The organism is Saccharothrix mutabilis subsp. mutabilis (genome assembly GCF_039521145.1).
In the GTDB taxonomy this organism is placed as follows: Bacteria; Actinomycetota; Actinomycetes; order Mycobacteriales; family Pseudonocardiaceae; genus Actinosynnema; species Actinosynnema mutabilis.
The window spans coordinates 331,030-345,058 of record NZ_BAAABU010000001.1 but is presented as its reverse complement, the minus strand read 5'-3'; the positions used below and the strand labels follow the sequence as shown (position 1 = coordinate 345,058).

Annotated in this window: 15 protein-coding genes; 7 read left to right on the top strand and 8 right to left on the bottom strand. The window is 72.8% G+C overall.

What is annotated here, in order from left to right; genetic code table 11:
- The first annotated feature begins 3 nt into the window (after positions 1-3).
- On the top strand, positions 4-2,274 hold the full coding sequence (locus ABD126_RS01620; protein ID WP_343931746.1) for a caspase, EACC1-associated type: 2,271 nt from the start codon (positions 4-6) through the stop codon (positions 2,272-2,274).
- A gap of 24 nt (positions 2,275-2,298) precedes the next feature.
- Here the strand turns inward: ABD126_RS01620 and ABD126_RS01615 are convergent, their stop codons facing one another.
- From ABD126_RS01615 to ABD126_RS01600, 4 genes are all read right to left on the bottom strand, one after another.
- Positions 2,299-4,137 carry a hypothetical protein gene (locus tag ABD126_RS01615; protein WP_343931745.1) on the bottom strand — a complete coding sequence of 613 codons (1,839 nt, stop codon included), beginning with the start codon at positions 4,135-4,137 and terminating at the stop codon, positions 2,299-2,301.
- A gap of 194 nt (positions 4,138-4,331) precedes the next feature.
- On the bottom strand, positions 4,332-5,411 hold the full coding sequence (locus ABD126_RS01610; RefSeq protein ID WP_343931744.1) for a CU044_5270 family protein: 1,080 nt from the start codon (positions 5,409-5,411) through the stop codon (positions 4,332-4,334).
- Positions 5,404-6,000 carry an RNA polymerase sigma factor gene (locus ABD126_RS01605; protein WP_343931743.1) on the bottom strand — a complete coding sequence of 199 codons (597 nt, stop codon included), beginning with the start codon at positions 5,998-6,000 and terminating at the stop codon, positions 5,404-5,406. The genes ABD126_RS01610 and ABD126_RS01605 overlap by 8 nt, the downstream gene beginning before the upstream one ends.
- Before the next feature lie 99 nt (positions 6,001-6,099).
- A complete protein-coding gene (locus ABD126_RS01600) occupies positions 6,100-7,011 on the bottom strand; it encodes an NAD(P)H-binding protein (RefSeq protein WP_486374848.1) in 912 nt (303 codons plus the stop codon).
- A gap of 73 nt (positions 7,012-7,084) precedes the next feature.
- On the opposite strand from ABD126_RS01600, the gene ABD126_RS01595 reads away from it, so the two are divergent.
- From ABD126_RS01595 to ABD126_RS01585, 3 genes are all read left to right on the top strand, one after another.
- Positions 7,085-7,969 carry a LysR family transcriptional regulator gene (locus ABD126_RS01595; protein ID WP_343931741.1) on the top strand — a complete coding sequence of 295 codons (885 nt, stop codon included), beginning with the start codon at positions 7,085-7,087 and terminating at the stop codon, positions 7,967-7,969.
- A gap of 164 nt (positions 7,970-8,133) precedes the next feature.
- The gene (locus ABD126_RS01590; RefSeq protein WP_343931740.1) at positions 8,134-8,544 is read left to right on the top strand and encodes a DUF6292 family protein; all 411 of its coding nucleotides are present in this window, start codon (positions 8,134-8,136) and stop codon (positions 8,542-8,544) included.
- A gap of 137 nt (positions 8,545-8,681) precedes the next feature.
- A complete protein-coding gene (locus ABD126_RS01585) occupies positions 8,682-9,068 on the top strand; it encodes an STAS domain-containing protein (protein ID WP_343931739.1) in 387 nt (128 codons plus the stop codon).
- 15 nt (positions 9,069-9,083) lie between these two features.
- Here the strand turns inward: ABD126_RS01585 and ABD126_RS01580 are convergent, their stop codons facing one another.
- Positions 9,084-9,416, bottom strand: coding sequence for a hypothetical protein (locus ABD126_RS01580; RefSeq protein ID WP_343931737.1), 333 nt, complete (start codon positions 9,414-9,416; stop codon positions 9,084-9,086).
- A gap of 61 nt (positions 9,417-9,477) precedes the next feature.
- On the opposite strand from ABD126_RS01580, the gene ABD126_RS01575 reads away from it, so the two are divergent.
- The gene (locus ABD126_RS01575) at positions 9,478-9,687 is read left to right on the top strand and encodes a DUF2795 domain-containing protein (RefSeq protein ID WP_343931736.1); all 210 of its coding nucleotides are present in this window, start codon (positions 9,478-9,480) and stop codon (positions 9,685-9,687) included.
- Here ABD126_RS01575 and ABD126_RS01570 read toward each other — a convergent pair.
- Positions 9,684-9,872, bottom strand: coding sequence for a hypothetical protein (locus tag ABD126_RS01570; protein ID WP_343931735.1), 189 nt, complete (start codon positions 9,870-9,872; stop codon positions 9,684-9,686). The genes ABD126_RS01575 and ABD126_RS01570 overlap by 4 nt on opposite strands.
- A gap of 53 nt (positions 9,873-9,925) precedes the next feature.
- Positions 9,926-11,329 carry an FAD-dependent monooxygenase gene (locus ABD126_RS01565; protein ID WP_343931734.1) on the bottom strand — a complete coding sequence of 468 codons (1,404 nt, stop codon included), beginning with the start codon at positions 11,327-11,329 and terminating at the stop codon, positions 9,926-9,928.
- 100 nt (positions 11,330-11,429) lie between these two features.
- Here ABD126_RS01565 and ABD126_RS01560 point away from each other — a divergent pair, with 100 nt between their 5' ends.
- Positions 11,430-11,990: a TetR/AcrR family transcriptional regulator gene (locus tag ABD126_RS01560; RefSeq protein WP_343931733.1), complete on the top strand. Its 561-nt coding sequence runs from the start codon at positions 11,430-11,432 to the stop codon at positions 11,988-11,990.
- 139 nt (positions 11,991-12,129) lie between these two features.
- The gene (locus ABD126_RS01555; protein WP_343931732.1) at positions 12,130-12,549 is read left to right on the top strand and encodes a nitroreductase family deazaflavin-dependent oxidoreductase; all 420 of its coding nucleotides are present in this window, start codon (positions 12,130-12,132) and stop codon (positions 12,547-12,549) included.
- A gap of 486 nt (positions 12,550-13,035) precedes the next feature.
- Here ABD126_RS01555 and ABD126_RS01550 read toward each other — a convergent pair whose 3' ends face one another.
- Positions 13,036-13,977, bottom strand: a complete 942-nt coding sequence (locus tag ABD126_RS01550) for a helix-turn-helix transcriptional regulator (RefSeq protein WP_343931730.1) — start codon at positions 13,975-13,977, stop codon at positions 13,036-13,038.
- Between the last annotated feature and the right edge of the window lie 52 nt (positions 13,978-14,029).

The following is a 14,029-nucleotide window of genomic DNA, read 5'->3' as shown; positions in this document are numbered from 1 at the left end:
CCCGTGAGCCGGCGGCTGGCGCTGTTGATCGCGACCTACGAGTACGAGGACGCGGGGCTGCGCCGCCTGACCACGCCGGCGCACGACGCGGAGACCTTCGCCGAGGTGCTGGCCGACCCGTCGATCGCCGGGTTCGAGGTCACCACGCTGGTCAACGAGCCGCTGCACCGGGTCGGCCGGGCGATCGGCGAGTTCTACCGCGACCGCCGCCGCGACGACCTGACGCTGCTGTACTTCACCGGCCACGGCCTCAAGGACGACGAGGGCCGGCTGTACTTGGCGATGACCAACACCGTGCGGGACAACCTGCTGTTCACCGGGCTCGCGGCGGAACACGTCGACCAGGCGATGGAGGGCTGCGCGTCGCGCCGCAAGATCCTCGTGCTGGACTGCTGCTACAGCGGCGCGTTCCCGGCGGGACGCCTGGCGAAGGCCGACCCGACCGTGCACACGCTGGAACGCTTCCAGGGCCGGGGCCGGACCGTGCTGACCGCGTCGGACGCCACCCAGTACTCGTTCGAGGGCGGCGGCGACCAGCCGCGGGGGCGGGCCGCGCAGTCGGTGTTCACGCGGTACCTGGTGGCGGGGCTGCGGGACGGCAGCGCGGACCTCGACGGCGACGGCGACATCACCGTGGACGAGCTGTACAGCTACGTGCACGACCGGGTGGTCGAGGAGATGCCGCAGCAACGCCCGAAGAAGCAGGACGACGTGCAGGGCCGCACGGTCATCGCCCGCAACGTCAACTGGACCCTGCCCGCCTACCTGGCCAACGCCCTGGCGAGCCCCATCGCGACCGACCGCCGCAACGCGCTGGAGGGCCTGGCCCGCTTGCGCCGCGTGGGCAACGAGGTCGTGCGGGCACGGGCGGAAGCCGAGATCCGCCGCCTCGCCGACGACGACAGCCGCCAGGTCTCGGCGGCGGCGAACGCCCTGCTGACCACCGCTGAACCACCCACCGCGCCCGCACCGCCCGCACCGCCTGCCACGCCAGCACCGCAAGACGCGCCTGCGCTGGCTGCCGAACACGCACTGCCGGCACCGCCCCGGCCGGCCGAACACGCGCAGCCGCCCGCAGCACCACCCGCAGCCACTCCCCCACCCGCCGCCACCGCCCCGCCGACCGCCGCGCCCCCGAAGCCCCGCCGGCCGAAGTTCGAAGTCCGCCGCCTGGCCTCCCGCCGCACCCTGCTCGTCGCCGTCCTCACCACGATCGCCCTCGCCACCACCGCGGTCGTCGTGTGGCTCAACCGGGACAAGACGGAAAGCGGCGGCGGAGAAGTGAGAGCGGCGGCCTACGTCATCACCGGCACGGCCGAGAAGGTGGTGCTCAGCCCCGACGGCAAGACGCTCGCCGGCTTCACCACCGGCGCGGCGGGCGAACGCGTCCACCTCTGGGACGTCCACACCGGACAGGAGATCGACAACCTCGCCGGCGACGACTTCTCCTTCGCTTTCAGCACCGACCCGAACACCATCGCCCTGGGCACGGACACCGGCGCGGCGACGCTCTGGGACCGCAGGACCCACCTCGTCCGGGCGACCCTCGAAGGCACCAACACCGGACCGAGGCCGGCGTTCAGCCCGGACGGCGGCACCATCGCCACCGCCTCCACCTGCGCGTGCGACAGCCCGTTCGACAACCCCGTCCGCCTTTGGAACACCGTCGACGGTCAGCTGAGATCGACCCTCCCCGGCCACACGAACGGCGTGCAGCACATGTCGTTCAGCCGTGACGGACGCCTGCTGGTCACCGGCGCGGTCGACCGGACGGTCCGCGTGTGGGACGTCGCCACCGGCAGGAACACCGCCACCCTCGACGCGGGCTACGTCGCCGCGTTCAGCCCCGACGGCAGCGTCATCGCCGCCGGCAGCTCCTACACCGAGAAGATCAGCCTGTGGGAGACCACCACCGGCAAGCAGATCCGCCTCCTCGACACCACCGGCGATCCCGTCTCGTTCAGCACCGACGGCAAGACGCTCATCACCACCGGGTTCGACCGGAAGACGGGGCAGCTGTGGGAAGTCGCCACCGGCAAGCTGGTCAACACCGGCACCCCGGACGGCCCGTGGACCGTCAGCCCCGACCACAAGACCCTCGCCTTCGGCGCGCCCGACAACACCGTGCAACTGGTCAACGCCGCGACCGGAGCCGTCAGGGAGTCGCTCACCGGCCACACCGCCCGCGTCGCGGACCTGACCTACAGCGCCGACGGCCGGACCCTGGTGTCCGCCGGCGCCGACGGCAAGATCCGCGTGTGGCCGACCGGGTGACGCGCACCCGGCCGGCCCCACCGCCTACGGGTACTCGGTCACGTACACCGGCACGCCGACGCGCGTGGTGTCCGCCGCCTCGCCCAGCCCGTTGACGACGTGGTCGATCGTGCCCGCGCTGAGGTTGACGGTCATGATGTGGCGCAGCCGCACGCCGGGTGTCGTGGGCACCTCGAACCCGTTCTCCGTGTGGATCGACGGGTTGTTCTGGTTGAAGACATAGACGCCGCCGCCGTGCAGGGTGTGGTGCTTCACGCGGTCGCCGACCTTGTAGCCGGCGAAGCCCTCGACGGCGCCGTTCATCCAGTCCGCCTGCGTGGGCGGGTCGTAGGGCAGTTCGTTCTGGTACAGCACGGTGGTGCCGTGCTCGCCGTTCCACACCGTGTTGTAGCGCTGGAAGTGCTCCACGAACAGGCCGGTCGCGGTGACGTGGTCGCCGTTGACGACGACGCCCGTGCGGCCGGTGTTGGTCTGCCAGCGTTGGGTGTCGGTGAAGCCCTCCACGCCGTGGTCGCCGCGCCACACCCACGTGTGGTCGATCAGGACGTGGTCGCTGTTGACCTCCAGCGCGGTGTCGGTCTTGCCGACGTGCGGGCCGCCGACGCGGAAGTACACGTCCGACAGCGTGGTCGGGTTGCCCGGGACGCTCCAGCCCCGCGTGTTCTTGTGGCCCACGCGCAACAGCACCGGCGACTCCTCGGTGCCGGCGTCGATCGTGACGCCGGCGATCACCACGCCCGGCACGTCGGCGACGTTCAACGGGGTCGAGCCGCCGACGGCGGTCAGGGTGGCGTGCCCGAGGCCGAGCACGACCGTGCCGGGGCGCTTGACCTCGATGCCGCGCGCGACGTCGTACACGCCGGGCGTGAGCAGGAGGTGCTTGCCGCGGGCCAACTGCCGGTTGATGTCGCGGACGGAGTCGGTCGGCTTGGCGACGAAGAAGTCCGTCAGCGGGACCGTGCGGCCCGGGGTGGGGCCGTCGGCCCACGAGACGCCGCGGGTGTCGCGCCGCGCCTGCGGGACGCGGACCTGGTAGCGGCCGGCGTCGTCCACGAACAGGTAGGGCTTCTCGCGGCTGAGCGGCGTGCGGTCCAGCGTGGTGTAGGGCGGGTTCGGGAAGGCGGTGTCGGCGGGCGCGCCCTCGACGCCGGAGAAGACCTGGTTCCACACGCCGTTGGACCAGCCGGCGACCTCGCTGTCGCGGGTCAGCCACTGCTGCTGCGAGCCGTTGACGACCTGCGGCAGCCGGGAGTCCGCGATGAACCCGCCGCTGGCGTACTGGGGTCCGGCGGTGCAGTAGTCCATCAGCGAGAACGTGCCGCCGGTGACGTTGAGGCGGCGCAGCGAGACCGCCTGCGACACCGCCCAGAAGTTCGCCGACGAGCGGCAGCCGTCCTGGCCCCCGGCCTCGACGTTGATCGTCAGGTTGGACACGGTGCGCCAGAAGTTGACCAGGGCGAGGCAGTTGCCGGCGCCGCCGTCGGCCAGGCAGCGGTTGTAGACCTCGACCTTGCCGTTGACGACGACGTCGGTGGGCGAGGAGCCGAGGCCCGCGATCTCGGTGTAGTAGCCGACCTTGATGTGCAGGGGCCGCTCGGCGGTGCCGTAGGTGCCCGGCTTGAACAGGAACGCGTGCCGGCGGGTGCCCATCTCGTCGTCCACGCGGGCGGCGTGGGTGGCGTCGAGCGCGGCCTGGATCTCGGCGACCGGGGTGCTCGGGTCGAACACCCGGACGTCCGTGCCGAGGTCCTGGGGTCGCGGCGGGTCGGCCGTGGCGCCGGGCGCGGCCAGTGCCGCGGTGGCCAGCGCCAGTGCCAGTGCCGGGACGAGAACGCGTCTCGCGAAGGGGCCCATGATCGTCATCGACCTGCCTGTACCGGGGAGTGGGGGCGGAGACCCGCCCGTGAGAGAGCGCTCTCACGGGCGGGTGCGCCATTCTTACTCCGCCGGGTCCGGTTTTCCAAGGGTGCGCGGAATCCCGGTCTTTCCCGGAATTCGGCAGGAGAAGGGCCCGTGCGCCCCCGACAGCCGCACGAGCCCTTCCGCCGAACCACCGCTCACCGGGTGGGCTTGTCCCCCATCCGCTCGACCACGCCGGTCTCGACGGCGGTGAACGACAGGACCGTGCCGGCCTTGAACTGGTCCATGTCGGACGTGGTGACCTGGCGTTCGCCGATGAACTGGCCGGTCTCCGGGTCGATGATGATGTCCTGGCGCAGGTCGCCGTCGTCGATGCCCAGCGCCGTGCCCAGCCGGCCGCCCAGGTTGGCCTGCTTCTCGGTCACCTGAAGGCCCGGCAGCTTCGCCAGCGCCTTGTAGATGTTGGCCCGCACGTCGCTGCGGACCAGGCCGCTGCGCAGGGCGTCGGCCGCGTAGACCAGCAGTTCGGCGTCACCGCGGTCGTTGTCCGGGGCGTCGTCGCTGAGCCGTTTGAACAGGGCGTCCGGGTCGGTGGGCAGGCCTGCCTGCCACTCGGCGGTCGGGTGCTGCCAGCTGCCGCGCTCGTCGCACTCCCTGCCCGGCTCGGCGAAGAACCCGCCGCACTTGGCGCGCCACTCGCCCTCGGGCCAACCGCCCTCGGTGTCGATGCCGGCGGCCTTGGCCCGCTCCGCCGTGCCGACGACCCACTGCTGGTTGCCGGTGACGTCGCGGCGCAGCAGCCATTCGGCCTGCTCGTCCGCCGGCGCCCACGTCTCCAGCAGGTTCTCCGCCAACCGGGAGAACTCGCCGCTGGTCGCCATCCACCAGGCGCGCGTCGCCACGTACCGGTAGCCGCCGGACGGGACCGGCTGGTCCACCGCGCCGATGGTCCGCGCGGCGGCCCGGTCCAGCGTCGCGGCGGCCTCGGCGCTGGCCGGCGCGCGGTCGCGGCCGAACGACACGGTCTGCACGACCAGTCCGGCCGCCACCAGCACGGCCACGGCCGCCGCGCCGAACACCCAGCGCCGCTTCGAGCGCGCCGGTTTCGTCTGCCCCGGGTCGGTCGTCACGTGCGTCTCCCCTTCGGTCGTCTCCACCAGCGCCGCCCGGGCGCGGGCGAGCACCGCCTCGTCGCTGTCGACGTCGGCGTTGAGTGCGTCCAGCGCGGCGTCCAGCTCGTCGTCGGTCCAGATGCGGTGGATGTTGTCGTCACTCATCGCCGGTCCTCGCTTGGTCGGTCTCGGGCGCGTGGGCGCGCAACCGGCGGCGCACGCGGTGCAGCCGGGAGCGGACGGTCCCGACCGGGATGCCGAGCGCCTCGGCCACCTCGTTCGAGTCCAGCCCGGCCCAGCTGGTGAGCAGCAGGACGTCCCGGTCGCCGGGGTCCAGTTCGGCCAGCGCGCCCGCGAGCAGCCGGGCACGCGCGGCGGCGTCCACCCGGTCGGCCACCCGGCCGCCGTGGTCCTCCTGGCCCGCGGTGGACCCGGCGGCGCGGGCGGCGGCGGCCAGGCCGCGCACCTCCTGGCGCACGTGGCGGCGCAGCAGGTTGGTGGCGATGCCGTAGAGCCACGACCGGGCGGTGCCGCGTTCCGGGTCGTAGCCGGCCCGGGTCTGGTAGGCGACCAGGAACGTCTCGCCGACCAGGTCGTCGGCCAGGTCGCCGACGCGGCGGGCCAGGTAGCGGTGCAACGGCCGGGCGTGCCGGTCGAACAGCCGCCCGAAGACGAGGCCCGGCCCGGGTCCGGACAGGTCCGGCCGGTCGTCCGCGTCGGACGCCCGCGCACCCGCCGTCGTGTGTTGGGTCATCGTCCTCACACCTGGTGTTGCCCGGAGCCGGCCGTGGCGTTCACGGCAACTTCAGGTGAGCACACACTCACCCTGTGTCGTTGACCGTTCGGTCTGGAGTCAGCCGATAGCGGGCTTGAGGACCTCCTCGCACCACTGGCGGAACGTGGTGGGCGTCGTGGACGCCGGTGTGCGGGGTTCGGTGTTGTCCAGGCCGTTGTCCTTCGCGCGCATCATCGCCACCATGCCGTCGGCGAACGGCTCGGACATGCCGGCCGCCGTCAGCCGCGCCCGGAACGCGTCCTCGGGCACCCGCAGGTAGCGCACCGGCCGGCCCAGGACGTCGGTCATGATCGCGGCCATCTCGTCGTGGGACAGGTCCTCCGGCCCGAGCACCGGGACGTCGGCGCGGCCCTGCCACGAGTCGTCCAGCAGCAGGCCCAGGGCCACGTCGGCGATGTCGCGGGTGGCGCACATGGGCAGTGCGCGGTCGCCGGACACGATGTCGGCGAACACGCCGTGGTCCCGGATCGGGTCGACCTGGCGCAGCACGTTGTCCATGAACGACGGCATGGTCAGCGCCCGGTAGCGCACGCCCGTGCCCGCGATCAGGTCGTCCATCGCCAGCGACGCGGTCACCAGGCCCGCCTCGCCCGCCAGGGCCGACCCGCGGCCGAGCGCCGAGACGCCGACGACCCGCCGCACGCCCCGCTCGGCGAACGCCCGCGCCGCCGCCCGCGTGAACCCGACGTAGGCGTCCTGGACGTCGGGGGTGCGGCGGTCCGGCGCGGGCACCCAGTACACGGCCTCCGCCCCGGCGAACGCCTTGGCGACGACCTCGGCGTCGGCGTGCGAGCCCCGGACGACCTCCGCGCGGTCCCGGACGTCGTCGGGCAGGCGGGACGGGTCGCGGGCGATCACGCGGACGGGTGCGCCCCGGTCGAGCAGGCCGCGGACGACCCTGCGGCCGGTGTTGCCCGTCGGTGTGGTCACGACGATCACGCTGTTCTCCTCGGAAAGTGGTTGGGGCACAACGGCGTCGAGTCAACCGGCGGGACCCGCGCGACTGAAGGACCGATCCGGTCCGCGTTGATACCGTGCGGGTATGGACGACCTGGAGGTCCGTCAGCTGCGCTACTTCGTGGCCGTCGCCGAGGAGCTGCACTTCGGGCGGGCGGCGCGGCGGCTGGGGATGGCGCAGCCACCGCTGTCCCGGGCGATCCGGGAGCTGGAGCGCGGCCTGGGCGTGCGGCTGCTCGACCGCACCACCCGGCACGTGGCGCTCACCCCCGCCGGCGAGGTCCTGCTGCGCGAGGGCCGCGCCGCGCTCGACGCCGTCGGCGCCGCCGCCCGCCGGACCCGGCACGCGGGCCGTCCCACGCCGGCGCTGCGGCTCGCGCTCAAGGCCGACTTCGACGCGGGGCTGCTGCCGGCGGTGCTCGCGGAGTACCAACGGACAGAAGGGCTTCCGCCGGTCGAACCGGTGCTGGGCGGACGCGGCGACCAGGCGGTGGCGCTGCGCGACGGCCGCGCCGACGTGGCCCTGCTGCCCGGCCCGGTCGACGCGGCCGACCTGGACTTCGAACCGCTGGTCACCGAGACCCGCGTGGTCGCGCTGGCGGTCGGCGATCCGCTGGCGGCCCGCGCGGACCTGCGGCTGGCCGACTTCGCCGGGCGCGTGCTGCCCGACGGCTCCCCCGCCGAGCAGGACGGCACGGGCACGGCCACCACCACCGGGTTCCGGCCCCGGGACGTGGCCGAGATCTTCAACATGGTCGAGCTGGGCCGCATGGTGTGGTTCCTGCCCGGTTCCCTGGCCCGCCGCCACCCGCGCCCCGGCGTGGCGTACCGGCCCGTCACCGACCTGTCGCCGTTCACGCTGTCGGTCGCGTGGCCGCGCAACTCGCGGTCACGGGCGGTCGCCGCGTTCGTGCGCGCGGCCACCGGGGTCGCCGGGTCGCCGGTGGGCGCGCAGGCCCTGGGCGCCTGAGCAGGCGGGCGGGCGCCGCCCTCGACGATCGCCCTGACCTGCGGTTTTCCGCCCGTTCGTGATCGGTTCCGCGAGAGGCGGGTTTGGACGGTCACCCGGTTGGGGTATCTGGGCGGTGCGTCAAACAGTCGGCGCCCCGGTTGGTGGAATGAGGGCGGTTGGCGATGAGCTGGGACTTCGAGGAAGCGGCGACGCGGGCGTTGCGGGAGTACGTCCGGCGCGTCACGCAGGCGCTGGGGTTGAGCGGCGAGTGCTCGCTGGTGCAGGCCGAGCGGCCGGCGTCGGCCTACGTCGCGGTGGACGGCCACCTGCCCGGCTTCCCGGACCGCGACCTGGCGCTGGTGTGGGACGAGCGGGACGGGTGGGCCGCCGCCGTCGAGACGCACAGCGGGGAGGACCTCGTCGTGCGGGCGCGCCTGGGCGGGGACGTCCTGCCGCCGCCCGACGTGGTCGCCGCCTGGCTGGACCAGGTGCGGCACGGCGCCGCGGTGTCGCTGCCCGCGCCACGCCGGGTCGGGGACCTCTCGGTGCGGCTGCGCACCTACAGCACCGCGGAGTTGTCGCGGACCGCGTGACAGCGGGTCGGCTTGTCGGATCGCCGCACCGGTCGTACGTTCGAAGCGGACACGAAGGCGTCACCGTGAGGAACGATCCCGGTTGAGCGGCCAGTCCGGGACGGGTCCTCGCGACTTCACGGCGGGGAGCGACGGGGATGACGGGACCTGAACTCGACCGGGCGCTGCGGGTGACGACCGCCGAGTCCGACGGCGTCGTCGTGCTCGAAGTGGTCGGCGAGGTGGACATGGCCACGTCACCGCGGCTGCGCGCCGAAGTGTCGCGGCTGCTCGACACCCGACCCACGGTCCTCGTGATCGACCTGCGCCAGGTGGTGTTCTTCGGCTCGACCGGCATCTCCATGCTCGTGGAGGCCGAACACCACGCGCGGCGGCTGGGCGTGCCGCTGGGCATCGCCGCCACTCAGCCCACGGTGCTGCGCCCCCTGGCCGCGACCGAGGTGGACACGCTGGTCACGGTCCGGCCCGACCCGGCGATGGCCGCCGCCGCCGTGCTGGGCGACACCCGCCCGGAAGCCTCCTGACCCCCGGCCGCCCGGCTAGCCCAGCTGCGGACGCCACTCCTCCTGCCACGCGTGGTGGGTGTCGTAGGCGGTGGCGAGCAGGCGCAGGGTGTCGTCGTCCGCGCCGGCCTCCAACTCGTCGCGCAACAGCGCCGCCTTCTCCGCGAACGGCACAGGCGCGTGGTCCTCGTCACTGGCGCCCGGGAGCAGCAGCAGGCCCTTGCCGTCGTCGGCGCGCACGATCCGCAGCCGGCCCCGGCCCTCGGCGTCGTCCAGCGCGGTCGTCCCGTCCTCGGCCAGCCGCCGTTCGTCCTCGGCCAGCCGGTCGAGCACGAACCGCCGCAGGTCTTCCCTCACGTCGACGTCCATGCCACCGGGGTGCCCGCTGCCGGCGGCGTTTACCCCGACCCCTCCCGGGTAGTCGGGCGGCATGACCGACACGACCACCGTCGACCGGTTGCGCACCGCCCTGAGCGACGTCGCGTACCCGGCGGACAAGGCGCAACTGGCCGACCACGCATCCCGCAACAACGCCGACGAGGACACGGTGCACGCGCTGCGCTCGGTCCCCGACGGCGTCTACGGCTCGTTCGACGAGGTCCTCGGCTCGATCGCGATCGACCAGAGCCGGGACCGCTAGGCGGTCGGCGGGTCGGCCCGGCGGCCGGGGTCCAGGCCCAGGTCGCCGGACTCCTCCGCGTCGGGCATCTCCGGATCGCGGAACTCCTCCGCGTGCGTCGGGCCGCCCGCCCGCAGCGAGTCCTCCACCTCGTGCTTCAGCTCGTCGTCCACCGCGGGACCGTGCTGGGTGCTCTCCCGTTCCACGACACGCCCTCCTCGTCGGGTCCATCCACTCCGGACACCCCGGGTACCCCGGTTCAGCGGGTTCCCACCAGTTCGGCCAGGGCCCGGCGCAGCCCGGCCGGGTCGGCGCCGGCCCAGCCCACGTACCCGTCCGGGCGGACCAGCACGAGCGGGCCGCCGGCGCCCGGGACGACCTCGACGCGGTCCTCCCACCCGGTGACGTCGACGTCGCCCAGCACGACGAACTTCTGCCCGCGCAGCACCTCGTACAGGCGGCGACCGCCCACCGGGACGTCCGCGGCGCGCGTGCCGACCAGCTCGTGCGCGCCGGCGGGCCGCGGGTAGGTGTAGCCGACGCCGCTGAGCTGCCCGGTGGCCTTGCGGGCGATGGCGGGCACCGCCAGCGCAACCCGGCCGACGACTCCCCGGACCGCCCGCCCGGCCCACGACTTGATCATGGCGGCCCGGATGATGCCGCCGCTGCTGCGCAGCACCGCGCGCCCGACCGGGTGGCGTTCGGCCTGGTAGGTGTCGAGCAGGCGGTCGGGCGCGCCGCGCAGCACCGCGGCGAGCTTCCAGCTCAGGTTGGCCGCGTCCTGCAACCCGGTGTTCATGCCCTGGCCGCCGGCCGGCGAGTGGACGTGCGCGGCGTCGCCGGCCAGGAACACCCGGCCCACGCGGTAGTCCGGCACCTGCCGCTCGTCGCTGTGGAACCGCGACAGCCAGCGGGCGTCGTGCATGCCGAAGTCGGTGCCCAGTGCGCGCCGGGTGACCTCGCGGACCTCGTCCAGGGTGAGCGGTTCGTCGTCGGCGACGGCCCGGCGGCGGTCCCAGGCGAACACGCGGTAGTAGCCGTCGCCGAAGGGCGCGATGAACGCGAACGCGTCGCCCACGCCGTTGACGGTCAGCAGGTCGGCGGGCGCCTCGGCCACCTTCACGTCCGCCAGCATGATCGACTTCAGCACCGAGCGGCCGGGGAACGGCTGCCCGAGCGCGGCCCGGACCGCGCTGTGGAACCCGTCCGCGCCGACCGCGTAGGCGGCGCGGTAGGTCCGGTCGGCGGTGGTGACGGTGACGCCGTCGGCGTCCTGCGCGATGCCCTTGACCTCGGCGTTGTGCACGATCTCGACGCCGGCTCGCAGCGCCCGTTCGCGCAGCAGGTTCTCGACGTTGTACTGCGGCGTGATCAGCAGGTAGGGGAACCGGCTGGGCAGGGCGCCCAGGTCCACCTCCACCCCGCCGAACAGGCGGACCTTGTCCAGCGCCGCGCCCGTGGGCACCAGCCGGTCGGCCAGGCCGCGCGCGTCGAGCTGCTCCAGCGTGCGGGCGTGGACGCCGAACGCGCGGGACAGGTTCGACACCCGCCCGTCGCGACGCTCCAGCACGACCACCCGGACGCCCGCCTCCGCGAGGTCCCCGGCGAGCAGCAACCCGGTCGGTCCGGCCCCGACCACGAGCACCTCGGTCGTCCCGCTCATGACTCCCCCTTTGCCAACGCTTGTTTGCCAACGTGTGTTGGCATGAGTGTGGCGCGACCGTGGTGGCGATGTCAACACTTGTTGGCCTACACTCGTTGGCATGGCCTCCGACAAGCCCCGAAGCTCGGCCGCGACCAAGGAGTCGATCCTCGCGGCGGCCCGCGAGCGGTTCGCCGAAGACGGCTACGAACGCGCCACCATCAGGGCGATCGCGGCCGACGCGGACATCGACCCGTCGATGGTCATGCGGTACTTCGGCAACAAGGAGAAGCTGTTCGCGGCGGCGGCGGAGTTCGACCTGCGGCTGCCGGACGTGACGGACCTGCCGGTCGAGGAGGTCGGTCGGCGACTGGCCGGGCACGTGGTCGACCGGTGGGACGGCGACGAGACGTTGATGGCGTTGCTGCGGGCGGCGGTGACCAACGCGACCGCGGTCGAGCGGATGCGGGAGATCTTCGCGACCCAGTTGGGGCCGGTGGTGGCGAAGGTCGCGCCGGACCGGGTGGGGACGCGGGCGGGGTTGATCGCCACGCAGGTGCTGGGGATCGCGTTGACCAGGTACGTGCTGCGGTTGCCGCCGGTGGTGGCGATGAGCCGGGACGAGCTGGTGGCGTGGATCGGGCCGACGCTCCAGCGTTACCTGACGGGGACGCCGGGCTGACTCGCGGGTACTTGCGGGTGCTTGCCGTTGCTTGCGGGCGGCCCTGAGTTTCCGGACTGCGTCCCATGGGGCGGACCGTGTGATCCATGTCGCCTATGATTGTTCGGGAGACACCGAACTACGAGAGGAACGTGACCGCATGGCCGAGGGCGTGGGCGAGTTCAACCAGCGGCTTGTCGCCGAGTTCCGGGCCAACGGGGGGAAGGTCGGGGGCCGGTTCGAGGGCGGCAACCTCCTGCTGCTGACCACCGTCGGGGCGCGCACGGGACAGGAGCGCGTCTCGCCGCTGGCCTACACGCGCGACGGCGAGCGGTACGTGGTCGCGGCGTCGTACGCGGGCGCGCCGAAGCACCCGGCCTGGTACCACAACATCGTCGCCACACCGAAGGTGACGGTCGAGGTGGGCGAGGAGACGTTCGAGGCCGTCGCGACGGTGATCGAGGATGGGGCGGAGCGGGATCGGCTGTACGCCGGGATGGTCGCCTACTCGCCGGTGTTCGCGGAGTACCAGGAGAAGACCGAGCGCGTGATTCCGATCGTGGTGCTGGAGCGGGTTTAGTCGGCGTCGCCGGGTGATCTTGGGAGCCGCGAGGCGCGTTTGAGCTTGCGCGGAGCGCGGAGCGCGTTTGAGTTGCTTGCGCGGAGCGCGGAGCGCGGAGCGCGTTTGAGTTGCTTGCGCGGAGCGCGGAGCGCGGAGCGCGTTCGAGCTTGCGAGCGCGGAGCGTGTCCTGTTTGGACCCGCGAAGCGTGGGCTTGAGCAGCGAAGCGCGAGTTCAAAGCGTAAAGAGCCTCGCCGGCGGGCGAGCCACCAGAGATGGACACAACTGCCAAGGCGGGGGCTTCTTGCTTGTGCCCTCTCCGCATGACCCGGCAAAGCCAACCACAGATTTTCCGAGTGCCGCTAAATTTTTTGCTCGTTCCTCACAAAAAATTCGGCTGCACCCGGAAAATCTGTGGTAGCCCTTCGGGCGGGCCATACGGAGAGGACACAAGCAAGAAGCCCGGGTTGGGTTGTGTCCCCTCCGGTGGGCTGCCCGCTTGCGGGCTAGTCGGCGCTTGCCTTCAGGCGTTGGGCCAGAGTGGTCAGGGCGGTGCGTAGTTCTGGGCAGTGCACCACCTTGAACGGGGCCGGGATGGTCGCCAGTTGTTCCGCGTACCAGGTCGGGTTGCTGGTGCTGCCGATCAGGTGGGTCGTCGCGTCGTCCTGCTCGATCAGGCGGCCCAGGACGCGCGGGATGCACTCCGCGATCCGGGCCAGCGGTGCGTTGATGTGTACTTCCACCTGGTACTCCCAGCCACTGGCCAAGTGGTCTTCCAACTCCGCCACCGGGTCCAGGTCGGCGGGTGGGGTGAAGGTCGTGTCCAGGGTGGTGACCTTCTGGACTCGGTCTATGCGGTACGCGCGGCGGGTGTCCGAGTCGTGTGAGCGGCACAGGAGGTACCAGCGGCCGTGGCGGACCACCACTGACCACGGGTCCACGTCCGTCGTCCATTCCTTGCCCGACTCGGAGCGGTAGTCGAGGCGGACGGCGTGGTGGGTCGCGCAGGCCCGCACCAGAGTTGTCGTGGTTTCTGGGGCTGGGCGGGCGGCGGCTCGGTCGGGGGCCGGGGCCGTGGTGCGGCGGACTTCCCGGGCTTGGGCCGCCACTGGATCCGGTAGGGCGCGGATCAGTTTGCCCAGGGCGCTGCCGACCGGGTCCTCTGGATTTCCGGCGTCGTGGTGGCCGTCCAAGACCGCCATGACCAGGGCCAACGCCTCGGTGGCGGTGAACATCAACGGGGGTGGGCGCAGGCCTCGGCCCACCCGGTAGCCGCCGTACGGGCCGCGTTCGGACTCCACGGGGACGCCGGCCTCGCGCAGGATGCCCACGTAGCGGCGGGCGGCGCGCTCGGACACGCCGAGTTTCTCGGCCAGGCGGTCGGCGGTGATGCCCGGGGTGGCTTGGAGCAGCTCCAGCGCCAGCAGGGCGCGAGCGGTGGGGGACATGGTTCGCCTGTTCCGGAAGCAGAACGTCCGGAACCCAGCTTAACGTGCGGGT